At 56.7% G+C, this 21644-nt stretch carries 29 protein-coding genes; 18 read left to right on the top strand and 11 right to left on the bottom strand.

Annotated elements, in window-relative coordinates; all coding sequences use genetic code 11:
- Positions 1–16: 16 nt before the first annotated feature.
- Positions 17–628, top strand: coding sequence for a hypothetical protein (locus D3F01_RS08570; RefSeq protein ID WP_242887911.1), 612 nt, complete (start codon positions 17–19; stop codon positions 626–628).
- Positions 629–656: 28 nt separating this feature from the next.
- Positions 657–1157, top strand: a complete 501-nt coding sequence (locus D3F01_RS08575) for a hypothetical protein (protein WP_242887913.1) — start codon at positions 657–659, stop codon at positions 1155–1157.
- 253 nt (positions 1158–1410) lie between these two features.
- On the opposite strand, the gene D3F01_RS08580 is transcribed toward D3F01_RS08575, so the two are convergent.
- From D3F01_RS08580 to D3F01_RS08625, 10 genes are all read right to left on the bottom strand, one after another.
- Positions 1411–2139 carry a hypothetical protein gene (locus D3F01_RS08580; protein WP_242887915.1) on the bottom strand — a complete coding sequence of 243 codons (729 nt, stop codon included), beginning with the start codon at positions 2137–2139 and terminating at the stop codon, positions 1411–1413.
- A gap of 208 nt (positions 2140–2347) precedes the next feature.
- The gene (locus D3F01_RS08585; protein ID WP_242887917.1) at positions 2348–2614 is read right to left on the bottom strand and encodes a hypothetical protein; all 267 of its coding nucleotides are present in this window, start codon (positions 2612–2614) and stop codon (positions 2348–2350) included.
- Complete coding sequence (locus D3F01_RS08590) at positions 2611–2991, bottom strand: hypothetical protein (protein ID WP_242887919.1); 381 nt, start codon at positions 2989–2991, stop codon at positions 2611–2613. Before D3F01_RS08590 ends, D3F01_RS08585 begins: the two co-directional genes overlap by 4 nt.
- A gap of 120 nt (positions 2992–3111) precedes the next feature.
- Entirely contained in the window at positions 3112–3591 is a 480-nt protein-coding gene (locus D3F01_RS08595) for a hypothetical protein (protein ID WP_242887921.1), read from the bottom strand.
- 84 nt (positions 3592–3675) lie between these two features.
- On the bottom strand, positions 3676–5298 hold the full coding sequence (locus tag D3F01_RS08600) for a DUF4942 domain-containing protein (protein WP_242887923.1): 1623 nt from the start codon (positions 5296–5298) through the stop codon (positions 3676–3678).
- Positions 5299–5395: 97 nt separating this feature from the next.
- Entirely contained in the window at positions 5396–5728 is a 333-nt protein-coding gene (locus D3F01_RS08605) for a hypothetical protein (protein WP_242887925.1), read from the bottom strand.
- Positions 5729–5829: 101 nt separating this feature from the next.
- Complete coding sequence (locus D3F01_RS08610; RefSeq protein WP_242887928.1) at positions 5830–6354, bottom strand: hypothetical protein; 525 nt, start codon at positions 6352–6354, stop codon at positions 5830–5832.
- A 97-nt stretch (positions 6355–6451) separates the two neighbouring features.
- Positions 6452–7561, bottom strand: a complete 1110-nt coding sequence (locus D3F01_RS08615; protein ID WP_242887931.1) for a hypothetical protein — start codon at positions 7559–7561, stop codon at positions 6452–6454.
- 116 nt (positions 7562–7677) lie between these two features.
- Positions 7678–8028: a hypothetical protein gene (locus tag D3F01_RS08620; RefSeq protein WP_242887934.1), complete on the bottom strand. Its 351-nt coding sequence runs from the start codon at positions 8026–8028 to the stop codon at positions 7678–7680.
- A gap of 24 nt (positions 8029–8052) precedes the next feature.
- A complete protein-coding gene (locus D3F01_RS08625) occupies positions 8053–8250 on the bottom strand; it encodes a hypothetical protein (RefSeq protein ID WP_242887943.1) in 198 nt (65 codons plus the stop codon).
- 194 nt (positions 8251–8444) lie between these two features.
- Here D3F01_RS08625 and D3F01_RS08630 point away from each other — a divergent pair, with 194 nt between their 5' ends.
- The gene (locus tag D3F01_RS08630; protein WP_242887945.1) at positions 8445–8669 is read left to right on the top strand and encodes a hypothetical protein; all 225 of its coding nucleotides are present in this window, start codon (positions 8445–8447) and stop codon (positions 8667–8669) included.
- Positions 8670–9260: 591 nt separating this feature from the next.
- Here D3F01_RS08630 and D3F01_RS08635 read toward each other — a convergent pair.
- The gene (locus tag D3F01_RS08635) at positions 9261–9431 is read right to left on the bottom strand and encodes a hypothetical protein (protein WP_242887948.1); all 171 of its coding nucleotides are present in this window, start codon (positions 9429–9431) and stop codon (positions 9261–9263) included.
- A gap of 282 nt (positions 9432–9713) precedes the next feature.
- On the opposite strand from D3F01_RS08635, the gene terS reads away from it, so the two are divergent.
- The 15 genes from terS (at position 9714) to D3F01_RS08710 (ending at position 21591) form a co-directional block, all read left to right on the top strand.
- Positions 9714–10502: a phage terminase small subunit gene (gene terS, locus D3F01_RS08640; protein WP_242887950.1), complete on the top strand. Its 789-nt coding sequence runs from the start codon at positions 9714–9716 to the stop codon at positions 10500–10502.
- Positions 10456–10962, top strand: a complete 507-nt coding sequence (locus D3F01_RS08645; RefSeq protein ID WP_242887952.1) for a hypothetical protein — start codon at positions 10456–10458, stop codon at positions 10960–10962. The genes terS and D3F01_RS08645 overlap by 47 nt, the downstream gene beginning before the upstream one ends.
- A gap of 98 nt (positions 10963–11060) precedes the next feature.
- On the top strand, positions 11061–12908 hold the full coding sequence (locus D3F01_RS08650; protein WP_242887954.1) for a phage terminase large subunit family protein: 1848 nt from the start codon (positions 11061–11063) through the stop codon (positions 12906–12908).
- Positions 12909–13139: a DUF6148 family protein gene (locus tag D3F01_RS08655; RefSeq protein WP_120020080.1), complete on the top strand. Its 231-nt coding sequence runs from the start codon at positions 12909–12911 to the stop codon at positions 13137–13139.
- A 12-nt stretch (positions 13140–13151) separates the two neighbouring features.
- Positions 13152–14774 (top strand): phage portal protein, encoded by a 1623-nt coding sequence (locus D3F01_RS08660; protein WP_242887956.1) that lies wholly within the window; start codon positions 13152–13154, stop codon positions 14772–14774.
- A complete protein-coding gene (locus D3F01_RS08665; protein WP_242887970.1) occupies positions 14701–15933 on the top strand; it encodes a Clp protease ClpP in 1233 nt (410 codons plus the stop codon). Before D3F01_RS08660 ends, D3F01_RS08665 begins: the two co-directional genes overlap by 74 nt.
- Positions 15934–15936: 3 nt before the next feature.
- The gene (locus D3F01_RS08670) at positions 15937–16338 is read left to right on the top strand and encodes a head decoration protein (protein WP_120020083.1); all 402 of its coding nucleotides are present in this window, start codon (positions 15937–15939) and stop codon (positions 16336–16338) included.
- Positions 16339–16354: 16 nt separating this feature from the next.
- Positions 16355–17437, top strand: coding sequence for a major capsid protein (locus tag D3F01_RS08675; RefSeq protein ID WP_242887972.1), 1083 nt, complete (start codon positions 16355–16357; stop codon positions 17435–17437).
- A gap of 19 nt (positions 17438–17456) precedes the next feature.
- Positions 17457–17729 (top strand): hypothetical protein, encoded by a 273-nt coding sequence (locus tag D3F01_RS08680; protein ID WP_242887975.1) that lies wholly within the window; start codon positions 17457–17459, stop codon positions 17727–17729.
- Positions 17730–17741: 12 nt separating this feature from the next.
- Complete coding sequence (locus D3F01_RS08685) at positions 17742–18077, top strand: hypothetical protein (RefSeq protein WP_207684050.1); 336 nt, start codon at positions 17742–17744, stop codon at positions 18075–18077.
- Positions 18077–18760, top strand: a complete 684-nt coding sequence (locus D3F01_RS08690) for a hypothetical protein (protein ID WP_242887977.1) — start codon at positions 18077–18079, stop codon at positions 18758–18760. Before D3F01_RS08685 ends, D3F01_RS08690 begins: the two co-directional genes overlap by 1 nt.
- The gene (locus D3F01_RS08695) at positions 18757–19293 is read left to right on the top strand and encodes a hypothetical protein (RefSeq protein WP_242887979.1); all 537 of its coding nucleotides are present in this window, start codon (positions 18757–18759) and stop codon (positions 19291–19293) included. Before D3F01_RS08690 ends, D3F01_RS08695 begins: the two co-directional genes overlap by 4 nt.
- A complete protein-coding gene (locus D3F01_RS08700) occupies positions 19290–19574 on the top strand; it encodes a hypothetical protein (RefSeq protein ID WP_120020089.1) in 285 nt (94 codons plus the stop codon). The genes D3F01_RS08695 and D3F01_RS08700 overlap by 4 nt, the downstream gene beginning before the upstream one ends.
- A 15-nt stretch (positions 19575–19589) precedes the next feature.
- Positions 19590–21041, top strand: coding sequence for a phage tail sheath family protein (locus D3F01_RS08705; protein WP_156060152.1), 1452 nt, complete (start codon positions 19590–19592; stop codon positions 21039–21041).
- Between the two features lie 22 nt (positions 21042–21063).
- On the top strand, positions 21064–21591 hold the full coding sequence (locus D3F01_RS08710) for a phage major tail tube protein (protein WP_242887981.1): 528 nt from the start codon (positions 21064–21066) through the stop codon (positions 21589–21591).
- Positions 21592–21644: the final 53 nt, after the last annotated feature.

A 21644-nucleotide genomic window follows, 5' to 3' on the forward strand; every position in this document is an offset into this window, starting at 1 on the left:
GAACATGGGAAAATCTATGCCGCCTGTTGAAGTGCGGAAGATGATGTACGAAAAGGCTGTCAACCGCTGCGTGGTCGCAAAGAGCGACACCATGAAGAACATGAAGCTCAACCGGGCCGCTGTGGGGCAGGTGGTGACGTACTGCGCCATCATTGCCGCGCAGAATCTTTTCGACCTTGATCGGGACGGGGTGGAACGCTGGCAGGCAGAGCTTATCCGGCGGAGTGAGGTGTACACGCTGGAAACCAACGTGTACGGCACACCGAAAGCACGGGAAAATCTGCGCAAGCGCACGGCCCCCAAGATGAAAGAGGACTTCACCCTGCCGGTCGAGAAGTGGCCGCGCAAAGAGTGGGAGAGGGTGCAGCTCTATGAACGCCGCGGCGCGGGTGATCTTGTGGCCCGGTTCTTTGTAGAGGTCATGGACGGTTTGGGCTACACCACAGAAGAAATCGCTGCCGCCCTGAAAGAGATACAGGGCAACTTCCGGCAGTTCCTTGAATGGTCGAAAGACGGCGAATATGTGGCCTACTACAAAATGGCCCAGTGCTATGAGCAGGCCACGGGTATAGAAGCGGCAATAGACGAAGAACCCGGCACGAAGCCGATCTTCGGGAAAGAAATCTGAGAGCTGACAGGCAGGAGGATAAACGCGGATGCAGAAAAAGGACACTGAACAGATTTTGCTCTACTATGGCAAGATCGAGAAGCAGCTTGATAGTGTCAACATGGAGCTGGCCGAGCTGCAAGACCGATACAGCCCGATCAAGGGCCTTGCGATGGACGGGATGCCACATGGCAGCACACCCGGCGACAGCACCGCGTCCCTTGCCGTCAAGCTGGCCGACAACGAAGAGTACCAGAACCGAGAAAATGAGCTGATTGTCCGGCGGGTCGTGCTGAAGTCGGATTTACAGGAAATCCGGCAGAAATTAGACCGCCTGAATGATGATTACAAAACGATCCTGAAAGGGCGGTACGTCTACGCTGACCGGTCGTTACAAAAAACGTGGGAAAGCATTGCAATTTCCATCGGCAAAAAGAAGATCACCGCGCAGAGGTGGAAAGACGCGGCTCTGGCCGTTCTGGGCGGGATGTTCGATGAAATTCCCATGATCGAAGAAATCCTCTCCCGCGCGTATGACGCGCGCGATTAAAAGGGCCGGTGTGCTGGGTATGCCGGGAAAGTGATAGAAAATCTACCAGAACCGGCAGAAACAGTCGCCCGGACAGCGGGCAAGGAAACAGCCCGGAAAGCTGTCTATAAAGGCAAGTTGGTAAAGCTCTATGCGCGTGTGCGATGAACCGCTTCCGCAAATCCTCCGAACCGCTCAGAAAAACAAACTTGCGAATACGCCAAAATAGAACGCCCTCGGCGGGTAACTCCGTCGAGGGCGTTAGTTTATATTATCACTCACCAAAACGCACTGTGAAGCCGTCCAGCGGGTCACAGTGATGCTTTTGAAGCATGGCGTTGATCTTCTTGTCCTGTTCGGTGCGATCCGGCGCGGTCACGGTGTAGGGGTGGCCGGGATCGTCCTCGTCATAGACGGCGGTGCAGCCGTGCGGAACAGAGAATGTGCCACGGTTATAGGGGTCAAAGTAAACGTCAAAGTCAAATTTCCGACGCAGGTACTTGTCTAGCATGAAAGAGCTTTTGTCCAGATCGGTGCAGAGCCGATACCCGGCGGGATCGTCAATCCACAAAAGCACGTTGCCGCCAACAAGAGCGCGGGCGGAATCCTCTGAAAGAGTGCCGCTGTACACCTTGCCATTGAACAGGCTGGACAGGATGCCGAACAGCTCTTTTTGTGCCGTGGCGGGAAGCTGCTCGATGCGGTCAACAGCAGTTTCAAAATCTACGCCGTCCAGCTTGTACTTGATTTTGCTGGGATCGTGGATGAAATCACCGGGCATAAGATTAAGCTCCATTGCAAGGCGGTACTGGTGCTTGCAAGGTCGGGTGTGGCTACCGCAAACACAGCCGTTCGGCACGTCCAGCGTGACAACGTAGTTGCCGTGTCTGCTGCTGAAATAGCCGGTCTGACCGTCAATGCAGGTCGGTGTCATGTCGGCTTTGAGGGCAGCAAGGTAGCTTTTGAGCAGCGGGCCGTCCGAAACGGTGGGAATGTGGTTCACCCATTCTGGAACCCTATTTTCGTCGGGGGGGGGTAACATTACGACACATATTTTCACCTCGTTATGTTCTTTTTTGCGTGTGGCCGGGGCGTTCCCGGCTGGCGCAAAATCTCCACTTCAATGATAGCGCAAAACGCGAATAAAAGCAACAAAACGAGAAAAGAAAATCCCCGGCGGGATGCCCGCAGGGGATGGAAGAAATTCGTGTTCAATTCGTTGGAATCGTGAACGTACTGACCGGGATTCGTTCGGTGACGGTGAATGTGTAAGTGCCGGGGCTGGTTTCGTGGCCGGAAACATCGACGTTCTCCGGCGCAAGGTGATGAACGGTGCAGAGCCGCATTTTTGCATCCGCTTCCAGCACCTTTAACCGTTCGGGGGAAGTCATGCTTTCCTGCTTGAAGTATTCTTTAGTCATTTCTTCCTGCATCTGGTTCAAGAGCTGGCGGACAAATTCGTTGGTTTCGCTGGTCATATTTCGTTGCCCTCTTTCGGCTCGTTCTTCTTGAAGATGATCTTCGGGACGCTGGGCGGCTCACCCTGCTGTTTCGTGTATTCGCTGATCTCGTTCGGCAGACCGACCGGAAAACCGTTTTCATCCAGCGGGCCGTCATAGCCGGAAAAATCTACCACATGAACCGTGGGCGGCTGGCGGAGCGTCTTGTAATACTGGCCGTCGCTGTAATTTACATCGGTTACATGATCCCACCACGCAATGTCGCCGTGTTCGTTCTGGGCGGCTTCCATAGCTGCGCGGGCTTGCTCTTCGGTGAATCCGTCAAAGGTCAGGCGGGAATCGTCGGCAAATTCGGCGACAACACGCCAAGGCGCGAAAAACTGGGCTTCGTTCACAAAAAGACCTCCTTTTTACGCATTTTGTAAAGCATAGTTCAATCTCTGGCACGAAAAATAGAAAATTCGTTGATGAAAGTATAACACAAAAAGCCCCGGCGGGGAACCGGGAGCGGAGATTCAGCGGGCCGGTCGCCGCTGAAAGGTAAAGCCGGGGTTACGTTCGGTCATTCGTGCAACAACCTTGTCCGCCTGATCTTTCGTGAACCGGGGCGCAAAAACTTTGTTCATGCCGCGCCTGCCGCCCCACGGGTCGCAGAGGGTGAAATGCTGATCTCCGGGGCCTTTGCAGTAGATGAAGTAGTAAATCGTGCTGGCCGCGGGCATATCGGGGTATCTGCGGGGCGCGGAACGTGCGGCGACATCGACAGAGAACGCGGACAGCATCGCACACCCGAAAAGGTGGGTGCAGCAGTTCGTTTTGCGGTCGAAAATCGCGGCCCCGTCCAGATCGCGCCCGTCTGCTGCATACTCCTTGACCAGATAGGCGATTCGTGTACGGGCTTCGGCAATGGTACGAAAACTCATATCTTCGTCGGTGAAATCGGCAGAAGCGCAGGTAATGACCTGATACCGATGGTTCGGATCGTATTCACGCATGGTTTGTATCTCCTTTTCGTTTTGTGGTAGCCTTGCGGCTGGGGCTGGGCTGCTTTACGGTGCAACCCGGCTAGAGTATCCGTTTTATGCGTTGAGCTGTAAAAGCGTGGCTTTCGTGGGGATCAGATGCCGTGCAAGGGTGTCTGTGTAACTCGCTTCGCCCTCGTAGCTGTCCACGATCTTCTGCTCTGCCTTGCTCATGTCGTGATAGGCTTTCTTGCCGTAGGACGGCGGCAACCATCCTTTCTTCTGGCTGGCGAACAGGTTGAACGACTTCAAAACGTCGTCATTCGTGAATGTGATGTGGCAAGTGCCTTTTTTGTAGAAAGTGGCGGTGAAGTAGCGGAACTGCACGTTCTGGCTTTGTCTGCTCTCCTCGGCGGCTTTGAGCGTTGCCCGGAGTTCGTCGCCGTTGTACTTCTTGCCGTTCGTGTCCAGATAGTGCAGGGTGCGCTCGATTCGTGACAGGCAGCTCTCAGCGTTCCAACCGGGTTCAAACCGCCCGGAGTAATCACCCCACGCCGAACACCGAAAGATCACTTTCTTGCCGACTTTGTACGCTTCGTTCGTACACCAGCCGTTGTAGTAGTGGACATTCTTCGAGTATTCGGAATTGTAGTGCAGATTCGTCCAGTCGTCGAACAGTTCCACGATCTCGCTTTCGATGCCCTGCACGATGTTGGCGGACATTTCTTCCCGGATCGTGAGGATGTTGTAAGGGCTGAAATCGTAGTCAACCAGTTCGGAAACGCGGTTGTGATATTCGTCCTGCATCGCTCTGGTTAAGTTGTCCCGGATTTGGGGCAGGTCAAAGAGCTTTTGCCAGTACAAGCCGCGCAAGCTGCGGATCGCTTCGTTATAGCTCTTGTTGAAGTTCAGCACTTCGGTTTCCTTGTCGTCTGCGGTAGCAGCAGAAAACAGGCTCTTGATTCCGTTGTACTCTTCGTAGATACGGCGGATGCCTTCGGCGGCGGCGTTGTACCGTTCCACCGCGGCGGCGATGGGATCAGCAGACACCAGCGCGGCAAGCTGCGGATCGGCTTTCATGTGGTCGGTCATTTCGTTGTTGAGTTCCAACCGGATTTTGCTTACTGGCTCCTTGTCGGGAATGTCAACGGAGATCAACGCCACCTCAACGCGGGCGGCGCGGCGGGCGTTCTTGAAAGCGTCCGGGATGTATTTGATCTGGGCGTTGAGTTCGTTTAGCTTTTGTACAAGCTCTTTCCGCTCGTTCGTGTAGGGGTTGCGGATGGTTTCGGCGTTGAGCAGACAGCAGATTTTGCCGCCGTCTTTCATGATCTCTAAAGCCTTGAGCAAGTGAGCAGCACCGGCGGAAAAAGGCGGGTTCATGATGATCGCCGCGTATTTCTTCGCGGGGCGGAACGTGAGAAAATCGTCATGCACCACGCGGAAACCGTCTTTCTTCAGTTTGGCGCGGAAGTCGCTGGACAGTTCCACACAGTCAAGATCAAACTCTTTCGCCTTGCTCGTGCTGTAACGGTCAAGTTCTCCCGTTTTGGGATCGTGCCGAATATCTGCAACGGCGTGAATCTGGCGGGCCAGTGCGCCGTCACCGGCAGAGGGTTCAAGAATGGGCTGCGGTAGGTGCTTCCAGCCGTATTTTGTGCTTTGCAGACTGTAAGCCATTTCCCACGCGAGATTGTCAGGAGTGGGGTAAAAATCCCGGCTATCGTTCGGGGTCGTCATGGTTCGTTCTCCTTTTCGTGTTGGATTCACCCCGGCGGGGTGGTGGGGCTGGGCTGCTTTGAGCGGTGCAACCCGGCTAGAGCGTCCGCGCTGGGAGTCAAGCGCAATTTTCGTTGTGAGCCTTGCCCGCATTGAGCGCGGCCTGTTCGGTGAGGAAGTGCGGCGCGTTCTGCATCGTGTCGGAAATGTCGGCCACGCTCTCCACCTTGTCGAGTGCATCGCGCATGGTGAAGAAGTGGCACTTCTGCCGGGTGCGGCCCTTGCTGATCGCTTCTTCGTAATCCATGATGCAGAGCGGGTTTGCGGTCGTAACGCTGATTTCGAGATTGCAAGAGGTGGGACGACCCGCACGGTCAAAAATCGTGGTGACGGTGTAGAGGGTGTAGGAAACGGGCATGGTAGTGGCGGCGTTGTTGTTGAGCTTATACATAATCGTTCTTCCTTTCATGGTTCGTTGTAGGCTTTCCCCGGCGGGCTGTCGGGGCGGTGGGATCGGGTCGCTTTGCGGTGCGGCCCGTCAAGGTATCCGTTTCACTGCTGGGCTAAAATCGTGCTCAACCATGTGGAAGAATCAGCGCAATCAACCATCTTCACAAAGTAGCGGCCCGTTACAAGCTGGAACGCATATTGTGTGGTGTAAGTGCCGCTGTACATTTCCCGGCTGCAAAACTCTTCGATGTTGTTCCGGGTGTGCCAGTTGCGCGGCGGCAGCACGTTCAGCGCGTCCTCATAGTCCTGTTTCGTGATCTCGACCATTTCCGGGGTGAGCAGCTTTTCCCGCTCAAAGTCCAGCCATTCGCCGTAGGTCATGACGGCATAAGAGTGGGCCTTTTCTTGCGAAAGGCGGCTTTCCCAATACCCCCGGTCGCTTTCGTAGTCGCCGGACTCGATGATCTGGGTGATCCGCTGGATGCTTTCGGCGGTGCTCTTCCGGGCGGCGTTCAACACCTCTTCGGCGGTGCGGGGCGTGGGCCAGCCGGACACAGTGAAAGCGTAGATATGGACGTTGGGAACATCCACAACAACAAGTTCGTTCTTCTCTTCGTTGGCGGTCATGGTATAATCTCCTTTTCGTTTTCGTGATTCACCCCGGCGGGGTGTGGGGCTGGGCTGCTTTGTGCGGTGCAACCCGGCTAGAGTGTCCGCGCTGGAATCATGCCAGCACACCGGCGGCGATGCTTGCAAAGTCGAGCTGTTGGACGCTGGGAACCATTTCGGGCTTGCTCTGCTCTTCTTCGAGTTCGTGCAAGGCCATCACAAAGGCGGCTGCTTCCCGGTCGCTGCTGATAAAGTCGTGCATCTTCTGCACCCACTGATCCACCAGCGCATGAAACGCGGGGTCATTCTTTGAACGGTTGTCAAACTCTTTCACCGCTTCCCGGTATTCGTGGCTTTCGTCGTCATCGTGAGAGCGGTACAGCCGGGAATAATGCTCACCAAACAGCTTTTCGAGCTTGTCCAGATCGACGACCGGGGCGGCGGGCTGCTTCTTTGCTTCCTCTACGGCGGTTCGTGCGGTGCGCCACTCAGCAAGGGCGGCGGCTTGTCCGGCGCGGTCGGTTTCGGGAACAGCAATAAAGCGGTTCATTGCATCCCGTGCGGCCTGTTCTGCCTTTTTGACGGAATCCGGGGCGGCTTTCGTGGTGCGGGGCTTCTTCGGGGCGGTTTTCGTGGGAAGCGGATCAACGTGAACCAGTTCGGGAAGTTCGTGGTGCTCTTCAACGACGACCGGCGCGGGGCGGGCGGCTTCGGCGGCTGCTTTTTCGGCGGCTTCCTTTGCGGCCTTGCGTTCTGCTGCAAGCCGCTTGTTGTATGCGATGATCTCCGCCGTGGACTTGAACCGGGCTTGCGGGGCGGGGCGGCTGCTTTCAACTTGTAAGCAACTGAAAAGATGGGACTTCGTAGGGTAGTAATGCGGATCGGGTGCGGCTTCCTTGCCCTCTGCCGCGGCCTTTTCGCGCTGCTCTTTGCTGGGCTTCGTGGTGTACTTCCACAAGTAGCATTCAAGCAATGCTTTTTCGCCTTTCTTGACACTCTTGCCCTCTTTCTTCCAGAAGTCGAACGTGTGCAGTTCGTCCGCTGCAAACATGATCTCAATGTCCGCGGCGGTGGCGGGCTTTTCGTTGCCGTCCTTGTCAACGATCTTGCAAGATGCAGCAACGGCGGCGATCTCTTCCGGGGTGTGGTGTGCGGTGGCGATCTGGTGCAGCGTGGCCGGGTTAAGACGTTCGGCGGCAGCGCGGATGATTTGTTTATTCGTCATGGTAAATACTTCCTTTCGTGTTTCGTTTTGTGGATCGTCCCGGCGGTGTGCCGGGGGAATGGGATCGGGTCGCTTTCAGCGGTGCGGCCCGTCAAGGTGTCCGGCGTTTCATCTTTTCACAGGTTGCGGGCGGATTCTGCCAACTGGTTAATGTGGACGGGGTGAATGCTGCTGTAAACGTGCATTCTGTCCAGATCGGCGGGGGTTGCGGCGGTGTCGATGGATTCGGCCCACACATGAGCGGCGGCGGATACTCGACCATCGGCGCGGTTGGTAGAGTTTACCAGATTCGCAACGGTGGCGGCGGTGGCGGCCTTGCCGATCTTCTCGACCATGCGGGCGACGGTGGCGGCGGGGCCATCGGTGCGGGCGTCGCTGTAAATGGCGGTCAAGGTGTCGAGGTTGTCGCGGATCGTCCGGCGGGCGGCGATCATTTCGGGGCGGGTCATGTTCTCAAAGTTCAGCATGGTTTGATCTCCTTTTCTTTCGGTTTATGCGGTGTAGTGGTTCGCGGCGGCGAAAGTGTCCAGATCATCGGGGCTGTCAATCGCGCCCATCGGTTCGCCGTTGCGATAAACAACGTAGTACGGGCCATAATCGGCGGCTTTCATGATCGACCCGTCGGGGGTCGTCCATGTTACGGCGTATTCGCCGGATTCAATCGCGGCGATCTTTTCAGAAAGTTTCATGCGGCTTGACCTCTTTTCTGTTTTGCGGTGTTTCGCTTGGTGTGATTGCATTATACGTCTACGTTTGTCTGTTGTCAATACGTCAACGTATAGTTTGGACGAATGCACAAACGTAGACGTAGAAAACTGTGAAAAATGTATACGTTGACGTTTGGGGCGGGGTGTGATATACTCAAAAAAAAGGGGGTGACAAAATGCCGACTTCCGCCGCCCAAAAGAGGGCAAATATTGCGTACAATCGACGACAGGACAGCATAACGATCCGACCGACAAAAGAGGACGGCGCAAAAATCCGCGCCGCCGCCGTCGATGCGGGGCAAAGTATACAGCGGTATATCATGGACGCTTGCGCCGCCCGCATGGAGCGCGACGGATTCCAGCCGCCCGACGTGGACGACAGCAGCACCGGCGGCGGGTGATTCCAGCCGCCCGAAAATTTGACGCAAAAAAGAGGTAAACGCGGCGCGGGCCGTGTCTACCTCTTTTTTTGTTGCCCGTTTTCCGCGGGGCGATTTTTCCGGGGCGTTTTCCGTGGGCGGGTCGATGCCGCCCGCCGCCGGGGGAGATCGTACCCCGCCGCCGCTGAACGCTGGACAGGCCCCGCCCCGCGCCTGGCCGATGATGCCGCGCCGGTAGGAGATCGCACCCCGCCCCGCACATCATAGCTATATAGGAGAGGACAGCAGCACCCCGCCCCGCACATCATACCAGCACCAGACAGCAGCACCGCCCGCCATACGCCCGCCGCCACGCCCCGCCGCCCTACATAGCTATATAGGACAGGACAGCCCCGCGCCGGGCCGATGATGCCGCCGATCTGCACCCCGCGCCGGGCCGATGATGCCCGCGCCGGTAGGAGATCGCCCGCCGCCGCGCCCTACATAGCTATATAGGAGAGGGCAGCAGCACCCCGCTCCGCTGGACAGATCGCCCCGGACAGGCCGCGCCGGGCCGATGATGCCCCGCCGCCGCGCCCCGCCGGATCGAATCGGTGACAGGCTGTCACCAGTTCAGCCCGCCCCGCGATACCTCAAAGGATGCCCGCCGCCGGTGTTTTGCCGCCCTTTTCCGTCATTTTGACGGCTTTTCAGCCTGTTTTGGCGGGATTTTTCCCGGATTTTTGGCGATTTTGACGGCTGAAAAAGTCCGATTTTTCGGTCTTTTCTTCCTTTTTCTACCATTTTCCGGGCCACCGGCAAGGTACTGGGGAGGAAGATTCTTCCACTCACGGGTCCGAAAGCCCGAAAATTTTCTAGGTATAGGGGCTTTTTTGCACTTCCCCGGAGGGGGGTCTGAAAAAGTTAGGGGGGATTTTTTCGGGAAAATTTTCAAAATGATACACCATGATACACTTTTCCGGGTATAATAGGTACAGTGAAAAGTAAGCGAAGCTCCACGGCAATATGTCGTGGGGCTTTTTCTTTTACGCGGATTCTGGAAACGAGGTGCAGGAGTGATGCGGGATGCCGAAGCGGAACGACAAGCGCGACACCGCCAAGGCTGAGTATGTCAAGCGGCGGCGGTCTGGCGAGAAGATCAATCTCAAAGACTTTGCCAACGAACAGGGCGTGACCTATGGCACGGTCCGCAACTGGAAGAGAATCGACCAGTGGGAAGATGCCATAGAGCGCAAGCGCGGCGGGCAACCCGGCAACAAGAACAGCCGGGGCAAGAAGAACGCCAAGGGCAACCCCGGCGGCGGTGCGCCGGACGGCAACACCAACGCCGAGAAAGACGGCGCGTACAGCACTATCCATCTTGACAAGCTGACAAAAGAGGAACGGGAGTGGCTGGATGCGATACCAACCGGGGCGAGTGCGAACAACGCCTATGAGTTGAAGCTGCTGCGGATTCAGCAACGGCACATCATGGAGAAGATCGCAGAGTACGAAAAGTGCAACCCGGAAGAACTGTTCACGGCCACCATCACCGATATGCGCAAACCCGGCCCGGATGCCGAGGGAAAAACGGCGGATAGTGCTGTGCAGAAGATGGCGATGGTCAACAAGGACAGTGCTTTTGTTCGAGTGACCCAGCTGCGGGAAGCCCTGAACAAGGTTTCTGGCAGAATCATTTCTCTTACAACGCAGATTCGACAGCAAGAAGAATTTGAAAAGCGGTACGCGCTGGAACTGGCTCGCCTTGACATTGCAAAAATGCGGGCGACCGGTGAAGTGGATATAGACCCGGAGGGGGACGAAGAGGATGAAGAAGAAGCTCCACACGACAAAGATAGTGGCGCAGTATCTTGACCTGTCCGAACGCCGGGTGCGACAGCTCCGGGACGAAGGTGTGCTGGAAGAAAAAGCCCCCGGCTTGTATGACTTGCGTTCCAGCGTCCGGCGGTACATCAACTATCTGCGGGGCGACGAGGGCGGCAAGGCTGATCTCAACGAGGAACGGGCAAAGTTGACAAAGGAAAAGAGAATCGCCGCTGAAACCGAGAACAAGGTGCGCAACGGGGAACTTTACCGCAAGTCGGATATTATGACCGGAATGACAACCATCGTCATGAACCTTCGTTCAAGACTGCTTGCCCTGCCGAACAAGCTGGCGGCGAACATTGCCAAGCTGGACGGAGACGAGGATAAAATCATGGACTTGCTGCAAAGCTCGCTCCACGAGATTATGGAAGAGTTTTCAAACTATCAGGTCGCGTTGGAGCGGCCAAAGGATGATGAAGATGGGCAAGACGGCAAAGAAAAAGGATAAGCCGAAAAACAAATGCAAGAGCTGTCCGTGGGGAAAGCGCATTCATCAGCGGCTTACTCTGTGTATGTTCCCGGAATGTGTCAGGGGTGAGCCGAAACATGAAAAAGAAGCGGATCGTAAAACTTGAACCGCAGACAGTGGAACTGTTTGCAGAGGTTTTAAGTAAGCTGCGCCCGCCGCCGCCGCTGACGGTCAGCCAGTGGGCGGACAAATACCGGGTGCTGTCCGCTGAATCAAGCGCAGAGCCGGGGCGATGGCATACAGAGAAAGCCCCATACCAGCGGGCTATCATGGATGCCATTGGTGATCCTCACGTCCGGTCGGTCGTCGTCATGTCAGCAGCGCAGATCGGCAAGACGGATGCTTTCATCCTCAACCCGTTGGGCTACTACATGGACTATGCGCCATGTCCGGTGATGTGTATGCAGCCGACCCTTGACATGGGACAAACGCTCTCGAAAGACCGCATTGCTCCAATGATCCGGGACACGCCCCGGCTTACCGGCCTTGTAGATACCAAGAGCCGGTACGCTGGCAACACCGTCATGAAGAAGAATTTTCCCGGCGGACACATCACCATTGTGGGTGCAAACAGCCCGTCCAGCCTTGCCAGCCGCCCAATCAAGGTGCTGCTGGCGGATGAAATCGACCGCTACCCAAAGAGTGCGGGAACAGAGGGTGATCCCCTCGATCTGGCAAAGAAACGCCAGACGACCTTTTGGGATTACAAGACCGTCATGGTCAGCACTCCCACCATCAAGGGAGACAGCAGAATCGAGGATGCCTACTTGCTTTCTACGCAAGAGGAATGGAACGTACCATGCCCGGAATGTGGAGCATACCAGCCGCTCCTCTGGGAGAACGTCAAGTTTGACCCGGACGATCTTGACAAGGGTGTGAGCTACGTCTGCCGGGAGTGCGGCTGCATCGCCAACGAATATAGGTGGAAAGAGCAGGGCATTCACGGCAAGTACGTTGCAGCCAACCCCGGCGCAGAAGCCAGAGGATTTCACCTGAACACGCTGGCTTCAACCTTTGTGGGTTGGAAAGAGGTCGTGCAGAAGTTCATAGAAGCCAAGATCGCCCTTGACCACGGCAACCCCGAACAGATGAAAGTTTGGGTAAACACCGAGCTGGGTGAAACGTGGGAAGAACGCGGAATCCAGTTGGAGGACACCGAGCTGTTCAACCGCCGCGAAATCTACGCCGCAGAAGTGCCGGACGATGTTCTGTATCTTACTGCCGGTGTTGACGTGCAGGACGACCGCTTTGAAGTTGAGGTGGTCGGCTGGGGCGAGGGTGTGGAGAGCTGGGGCATCCGCTACCAGAAAATCTACGGCGATATGCTGTCGGATCAGGTGTGGGACGACCTTGATGACTTCCTGCTCCAAACGTGGCGCAAGGCGGATGGCACGGCCTACCCACTGTTGGCTACCTGCATCGACTCCGGCGGACACCACACCGACGCGGTGTACCGGTTCGCCAAGGAACGGCTCAACCGCCGCATCTTTGCGATCAAGGGCATGGGCGGCAGCGGAGTCCCGTTCATCCGCAACCCGTCCAAGAACAACCGCGTCAAGGCGGAGCTGTTCATTCTAGGCGTTGACGCTGGCAAGACGACCATCTACCAGCGGTTGGAGGTCAAGACCCCCGGACCGAACTACTGCCATTTCCCGTCCAACCCGGAAGCGGGTTACACGGAGGAATACTTCAAGGGCTTAACGGCTGAGAAGAAAGTGGTGCGGTTTGTGAAAGGCCGCTTGAAAGAATACTGGGAAATCAAAGACAAAGAGCATAAACGAAACGAGCCGTTGGACTTGCGCAATTACGCAACCGCGGCTCTTGCCATTTCTCGCCCTGTGCTGAAAAAGACGGACGCAGACGGAACCACCGTCCAGCCGGTCAAGAAAGCGCGGGGCCGTCGTCAACTTTCGGGAGGTATCTAAATGGCAGGAATTACGCTGGAAACAGCACAACGGATGCTGGACGTTTGGGTAGCCGCCGAAGAGAGCGTATCGCACGGCCAGAGCTACCAGATCGGCAACCGGTCGCTGACCAAAGCCGACCTGACGCAGATCGGTAAACGAATCGAATACTGGTCGAACAAGGTGACGGAACTTTCCCGTCAGCGGAACGGCAGGAACCGGATGGGGCATTTTGTACCCCGTGACCTGTAAGGGAGGGCTGACATGGGAATGTTTGATAGCCTGCTCACGGCGATTGCCCCGGAGCGGGCGGTGAAACGTGCTGCCGCACAGTCGGCAATACGGGCAATCAATTCGGGCTACTCCAACTATGGAGCCAGTCTGCACAAGAAATCCATGCGGGGCTGGACATGGCACGGAGGAAGCCCGAAAGAGGACATCGAGGATAATCTTCGAGTCCTGCGGGAAAGAAGCCGCGATGCCTTTATGGGCGTTCCGCTGGCGACCGGTGCAATCAAGACGATGCGCACCAACGTGGTGTGCGGCGGCTTGACCCCGACACCCCAGATCGACAACGCCTTTCTGGGTATCTCCGATGAAGAAGCCCAGAAGATCAACGCCCAGATCGCACGGGAGTTTGGCCTGTGGGCGAACAAACCGACCTGCGATGCAGACCGGCTCGATAACTTCTATATGCTCCAACAGCTAGTGTTCACGGGTTTCCTGCTGAACGGTGACGCTGTGGCAGTGCTGCAAAACAAGAAGTCGCCCGGTGTGCCGTATGATCTGCGGCTGCGGATCATCGAAGCCGACCGGTTATGTTCGCCCGGCTTTATGGATGTGCTTTCGCCTTGCGAGATCAACGGTCGCCATGTTGAAAAGATCGTGCAAGGTGTTGAAACCGATGCAGCGGGAATGGTCGTTGCCTACTGGATTTGCGACCGTCACCCGCTGGCAAGCACGGCGGCGGCTGGCCTTGCAGCATCACACTGGACAAGGGTGGAAGCCTACGGCGCAAAGACCGGGCGGCAAAACATCCTGTGCCTGATGCAGCGTGACCGCGCCGGTCAGGTACGGGGAGTGCCGCTGCTGGCTCCGGTGCTGGAAAGTTTGAAGCAGCTGGGCCGCTTCACGGACGCAGAACTGACCGCAGCGGTCGTCAGTGCCATGTTCACGGTTTTCATCAAGAAAACGGATCAGTCTGACGAGATACCGTTTGGCGAGATGCTTCCGCCGGAGGTGCAAGTGGATGCCCCGGACAAAACCAGTGTAGAGCTGGCTCCCGGCGCGTTTATCGACCTGAATCCCGGCGAAGATGTACAGTTTGCAGACCCCAAACATCCGACCACGGGATTTGAAGCGTTCATGAACGCCATTGTGAAGCAGATGGCCGCAGCGTTGGAAATTCCGTCCGAGGTGCTTTACAAACAGTTCAGCACAAGTTACTCAGCGGCGCGGGGCGCACTGAACGAGTTCTGGCGAACAACCGGGATGCACCGTGACTGGTTTGCAGACTATTTCTGCCAGCCGGTCTACGAAGCATGGTTCCGGGAAGCTGTGTGCAAGGGCAGGATCAAAGCCCCCGGTTTTCTGGTTGACCCGGCTGTGGCCGCGGCATACATGAACTGCACATGGAACGGCCCAGCACGGACAAACCTCAACCCCAAGGACGAAGCCGCAGCCGCCCAGATGCGGGTGAACAGCGGCTTCTCTACGGCAGCACAGGAAACCGCCCAAATGACCGGCGGAAGTTACGAAGCAAATATGCGGCAACGGAAATCCGAAGCCGCACTGAAACGGGAGGTGGACGAAATTGCAGGAGCACAAGCACAACAGCAAACCGCTGTTCCTGAACGGAACGGCGGCGACCCCGGCAAAGACGAATAATAAGAAATTTTGGGAGTTCCGCAATGCAGCCGACACCGGCGGCACGGCGGAACTTCTGCTTTATGGCTACATCAGCGAAACGAGCTGGATGGGCGATGAAGTGACCCCGAAAGAGTTCGCCGCTGATCTTGCGACGATCCCGGCAACGGAGGATTTGACGGTGCGCATTTGCAGCGGCGGCGGCGACGTTTGGGCTGCACAGGCAATCGGTGCGCTGCTGGAAAACCGGATCGGCACAGTCACGGCACAGATCGAGGGCATTTGCGCCAGTGCCGCAACCATCGTGGCAAGCCATTGCAAGGTGGTCAAGGCGGCGGAAGATGCAACCTACATGATCCATCCCATCCGGGTGAACCCGAACGGGTTTGTGGACATGGCGGGCTTGCAGCAGCTTATGGATGCGCTGACCGTGATGCGTACCAACGTGCTGAACCAGTACGCCAAAAAGACCGGCCACACCGTCGAGGAAGTGGCGGCGTGGATGGATGCTACATCGTGGTGGTCTGCAAACGAAGCCAAAGAACACGGCTTTGTGGATGAAGTCACGACCGGCAACCAAACCAAGGCACAGGTCGAAAACCGCAACGGTGCGCTGTTCATCAACAGCGTTGCCGTGCCGGGTGCTTTCGACGATGCCCCTGAATTTGTACGAAACCGCGCTGTGGTGGCCCCTGCCGCAGAGGACGGTTTTGTAAATACCACCGACAACAGCAACCCGGCGGAAGAGCCGGACAACGACAACGGAGGAACCGAAATGGAGTTCAAGAACAAAGAAGAGCTTCGGGCGGGCTGTCCTGATCTGGTCAATGAGATCGTGAACGATGCCCGTGCAGAAGCACAGAAGCAGGAACGTGACCGTCTTGCCGCCATTGACGAGATCGCAGACACCATCCCGTCCGAGCTGGTGGCAGAAGCCAAGTATGGCGCAAAGGCTTGCACCGCACAGGAGCTTACCTACCGCGCCGCTCTGGATGCCAAGAAGAAAGGCCATAAGCTGCTGGACGATGTGCAGGACGACGCACAGGCCAGCGGCGCAAATGCCGTGGGCGGTGCAACCGCTGGCGGTGTGGGCGGTACTGGCGTGACCAACACCAAGCCGACCGATGCCGAGAAGCGGGCCGCTTTCAAGAACCTGCTGCACCCCAAAAAGGAGGACTGACCTATGGCAACTAAGATGCTGAGTGAAAAGCTGGGCGAGGTCGAGTACGACAACCTGATCGTGGGTCTGACCCCGCCAAAGCGCGTCGGTGCTGGCAAGATCGCAAGCACCGGCAGTAAAGAAGCGACCTATACCCGCGGTACTGTGTTCGCCAAGAGCGCAAAGGACGGCAAGCTGTACATTCTGGGCAGCACCGCAGCTTCCGGCGACACGCTGACCGCTGACTGCATCCTGACCGACGACGTGACCGTCCCGGCCACCGGCGATGCGACCACCACCGTTTATCTGGCTGGCTGTTTCAACCCGGACAAGCTGGTGGTCAAGGACGAGTACACCATGACCGAAGCGGACAAGAGCGCACTGCGCATGAACGGCATTGCAGTCCTGCCCGTGACTGAGATGTGAAAGGAGGATACATACAATGGCTGAGATTCTTCTGAATTTCTTCGACAACATCATTCTGGCAGCAGCCGTTGAAGAGGTCGTCCCGGCGGTCGGCTTCTTCAAAGATCGCTATTTCCCGACCGGTGCAGGTGACATTTTCAAGGCCGACAAGGTTATTACCGAGTACCGCGATGGCGACCGCAAACTGGCCGCGTTTGTTGCTCCCCGTGTTGGCGACATTCCCATGACCCGCAGCGGCTATGAGATCACCAGCATCAAGCCCGCCTATATCGCACCGTCCCGTCTGCTGACGCTGGACGAGCTGACCAAGCGCGGCTTTGGCGAAGCAATCTATCCCGGCATGGACGAGCAGCAGAGAGCCGCCCGCCTGCTGGTGGATGATATGGCCGACATGGATGCCCGCATTACCCGCCGCGAAGAGTGGATGGCTGCGCAGACCATGATTAACAACGGCTGCGATATGGTGGAGTACATCGACGATGTGACGCAGGGCGACACCAAGCAGGTGCGCTTCTTCACCGGCGAAAAGAGTAACCACCTGTATACCGTGGCAAAGAAGTGGAACGAGACTGGCGGCGATTACCGCAGCGATGTGCGTAATATGTGCCGTATGCTGTCCTCCCGCGGCCTGCCCGCTGCCGATCTGGTTCTCGGTACGGATGCTGCTGACTACATCCTGACCGATGAAGCAACCCAGCGGCTTCTGGACAAGAACAGTGGTATCATCACCGGCGAGATTCGCCAGCAGCTTTCCAAGTACGACGGTGTTGTGCTCATGGGCACTCTGAACTTCGGCGGCTTCATGCTCACCGTGTTCAGCGTCGATGAAACCTACTCCGACGACCACGGCCTGACGAAGAAGTATTTCCCCGCCGATGCTGCTATGGTGACTGCTCCCAACTGCGGCCACATGATGTACGGCTCCATCACCCAGATGGATTACGGTCAGGTGAACTACTCGACCTATGCTGCAAAGCGTGTTCCGAAGTTCGTCGTGGATCAGGACAAGGACACCCGCAAGCTCCGTCTGGGCTGTCGTCCTCTGGCCGCTCCCAAGAACAAGAACCCGTACATCTTCGCCGCAAACGTGGTGGGCTAAACCGGAAAGGAGCAGCTACATGAAAATCGTTCAGATCATCGCCGGTGGTTACGGCCACCGTCCCAAGGCAAACGCCCCCGCCAAGCTGATTCTGGCGGGGGAATTTGTTTGCCTTGATGATGCCGAAGCTGACCGCCTTGTGCAGCAGGGCGTGGCAGTCTATGGCGAACCGGACGAGGAAACCCGCGAGATTGTGGAACAGGCAGATGCCGACGGCAACGAGCCTGAACCGCACCCCGCCGCGGCGGACAAAACGCCCCGCAGGAAGGCCCGCAAGACCTCTGCGGAGTAAACGGGTGCGACCATGACCGACTTTCTGGAAATGGCAATGGCTGACATTGACGAGGTTTTCTTTCAAGAGTTTGTCGAAAAGCACACCATCGACGGAGAAGAGTTCGATGTTGTGCCGTATGAGGTAGACCTGAGAGAGCGCAAGTCGCACTGGGAAGCCGGAGCCAAACAAAACTTCGACCAAGGACTGTATATTTCTCAAAAGCAGTTTTTTGTTCGCGTTGCTGATTATGGCCCTGCTCCTAAAATCGGGAAACCGATGGAGTACGACAAGATCACCTACTCGGTGAAGAGCTGCCAGACAGAACATGGTCTGTATTTGGTCACGTTGGAGAGGGTGCGGCAGTAATGGCAAAAGCAATCTATGACGTGCAAGTGCCAAACATCGGTGAGGTGGAACGTGCGCTCGGCGATCTGCATGACAAGGCTCCCAGAGCCATGAAGAATGCAGTCAACCAGACCGCCACGAGAGCCAAGAACATGATGGTTCGGCAGGCACGGCTTCGGTACGCCGTCAATTCCGTCGGTCGCCGTCACCTGAATGCGTTGAAAATCCGCAACAGGGCGACGACGCAGAACCCCACGGCGGAGATTTTTATTTCCAGCCGCCGAAACGATCTGGGCGATTTTCAGTCAAACCCGGCTGTTCCTCACATGGGAACAAGCTGGGTTTTGTCGCCTGAGTTCCACACCTCCCGTGTCTTGAAGAAAAATCCGATGGCCCCGCTGACCGGCGGACAGACCGATTACGGTCAGGCGAGTAAGGGCTTTCTGGTGAAGTTCGACAGTGGACACGTTGGCATGGTGCAGAGGATTCTCGGTCGTCCGGCGACAAACCCGAAATCGACAAGATGGAGGAACAGGAACGGCATCGTAGAAAAACTCTACACCATGTCCAGCCCGTCGGCCAGTGCTATGCACAGTACGGTATGGCGGGAAGAGGTGGAGCCGGACAGCGAGATCATCTTGCAGGAGCGGTTACAGCATGAGGTGTCCAAGATTCTGCTGCAAGCCGGGAGGAAAGCAAAGTGAGAGAAAGAAACTATACGCCGGTTGACGCTGTGAAGTGTCTGCACGAAGAGCTTGAAAAACTCTTTGAGGGCAAGACGTTCAGCGGTCAGGGCGAAGATAAGCCGCTCAACATCTTCGACTTTGAATTTCCGACCGACTTCGGCAACGACGAAGATGTGGACACAGTAGCCGCCGCCGCCCCGTTTATTCTGGTCAAGGCCGCAGGTTGGAGCATCGACAAGATGGAAGAACCGGAACTGGTGGACATGAGCCTGATTATTTGTACATACCAGACACCCAGCCGCAATAAGGCGGAGGGAGCGCGGGACATGAAAGCCCCGGCGGTGCTGGATTTGTACAACATCATGCAGGATTTGGCCCAGCATTTCCGCGTCTACAACGTCTTTGGCGATTACTTCAACGTGCTGCTCCCCATTGATTGTGCGATCCAGCAGGATAACACAAGTCCGTACTACTTCGCTACCGTGCAGATGGACGTGACCTGCCCCAGCATGAGCAGCGAGAACAACCCGGAAATTGAGGTGTTAATATGAGCGAGAGAAAGCAGACCGCCGCAGAGAATACCGCAGCGGTGGAAAAGACCGGCCCTGTTGTGTACTGTGGCCCGTCCGTAAAGAACACTGTGAAGCAGTTTACCGTGTACAGCGACGGCGACGCGCTGCCGGATGCGGTGACTGACTTCCTGAACAGAATCCCGGCGGCACGGGGCCTGATGGTTCCCATCGCCGACTTCGCAAATACTCGCGCAGCTCTGGAAAACCCCAAGAGCGGCGCGGGTATTATTTTTGCCGCGGTTAAGGCGGCACTGAACTAAAGGAGGGAGTAACGCATGGCAGTTTATAAGCATGGCGTTTACGTCACTGAGCAGCCGACCGGTGTTGTTGCACCGGTACAGTCTACCGCTGGTTTGCAGGTGGTGATCGGTACTGCGCCGATCAACCGCGCCAGCGACCCCTATCACTGCACCAACACCCCGATGCTGGCAAACACCCTGAAAGGTGCGACCGCAGCGGTCGGTTATAGCAACGACTACGACAAGTACACCATCTGTCAGAGCATGGGGGCCTGTTTCAAGGTGATGGGCGTTGCGCCGGTGATCCTGATTAACGTCCTCGACCCCAACAAGCACAAGAAGGACATGGCAGAAACCACCGTGCAGGTCAACAGTGGCGTTGCAACTGTGGAGCAGAAAGACATTCTGCTGGACAAGCTGGTTGTCAAGTCCGCATCTACGACCCTGACCGCTGGCACGGACTACACCGCAGCCTTTGACGATGACGGTTATGTGACCATTGCCATCATCCCCGGCGGAAAGGCCGCGAGCGCAACCAGCCTGACCGTGAGTGGTGTGCAGATCGACCCCGATGCCGTTACCGCCGCCGACATTGTGGGCGGTGTGAATGCCAAGGGCGTAGAAACCGGCATGGAGGTAATCCGTCAGATTTACCCCGCGCTGAACATGACCCCCGGTATTCTGCTGGCTCCCGGTTGGTCGGAGAATGCTACCGTTGCCGCTGGCTTGCAGGCGAAAACCGGCAACATCAACGGCGTGTTCCGAGCTGTTTGTATCGTGGATATTGACAGCTCTGCCACAGGCGCAACCACATACACCGAGGTAAAGCAGCAGAAAGAGAAGCAGGCGGTCACTAGCCCGAACTGCTACCCTGTCTGGCTGTATGCCAAGGTGGGTGATACGCGCTATGCTGGCTCCGCTATGGCGGCGGCGCTGACTGTGGCGACCGATGCGGCCAACGGCGACATTCCTCATGTCAGCCCGTCCAACAAGACGCTGGCAATCTCTGCCGCCTGCCTGAAAGACGGTACGGAGGTGCTGCTGGATCAGGAACAGGCGAACGTCGTCAACTCGTTCGGCGTGGCAACGTGGCTGAACATGAACGGCTTCCGTCTGTGGGGCAACAATACGGCCTGCTACCCCGGCAACACCGACCCCAAGGATCGCTGGTTCAGCGTCCGCCGCTTTATGAGCTGGGACGATAACACGTTCATTCAGACCTACTTCCAGAAAGTCGATGATCCGCTGAACAAAAGGCTTATCGAAGCTCTGGTGGACAGCGAGAACGTGCGCGGCAACAGCTTTGTTTCCCGCGGCATTTGCGCCCGTCATGAGATTCAGTACATTGAGAGCGAGAACCCGACCACCTCGCTGCTGAATGGCTGCATCACGTTCCACAAGTACCTGTCCCCGTTCAACCCGGCGGAGGACATCGAAGAGCTGGTGGAGTTCGACCCCAACGCGATCTCTGACGCGCTGGGCGGCTAAACGAGAAAGGAGGATATGAGTTATGGCACTGGATACTAACCTGAACCCGGAAATTGTCAACAGTTTCAACGTCTACATTGACGGCGTGAAAGCCATCGGCACGGCCCCGGAGATCACCCTGCCGCAGATCACCTCGGAAACTATTGATGTTTCCGGTTCTGGCATCCTCGGCAAGATCAGCGCACCGAACATCGGCCAGTTTGAGAGCATCGAGCAGGAGGTTTCTTTCAACCTCGTGTATTCGAGCTTTGTCAACGTGCTGTCCCCGAAGCGTCAGGTCAATCTGACTTTCCGTGTGGCGCAGCAGGCGGTCGATAAGAGCCTTGGCTATGCCTACAAGGGCCTGCGAATCGTCGAGATCGGTCGTGTCAAAGAGTTCACTCCCGGCAAGATCAAGGCGGGCGAGGGCATGGAAGCAAAGGTCAAGCTCGAACTGACCTACCTGATGATTGAGAACGACGGCGAAGAGATTATCGCCATCGACAAACTGAACGGTATCTACCGTGTGCAGGGTGAGGATATGCTGGCGGATGTTGCCGCTCTGATCTGATCCCAAAGGAAACGAATGACCGCCCCGAAAGACCGGGGCGGTCAATTTTTTGT

The sequence above is a fragment of the Faecalibacterium sp. BCRC 81149 genome (genome assembly GCF_022750605.1).
Classification (GTDB): domain Bacteria; phylum Bacillota; class Clostridia; order Oscillospirales; family Ruminococcaceae; genus Faecalibacterium; species Faecalibacterium duncaniae.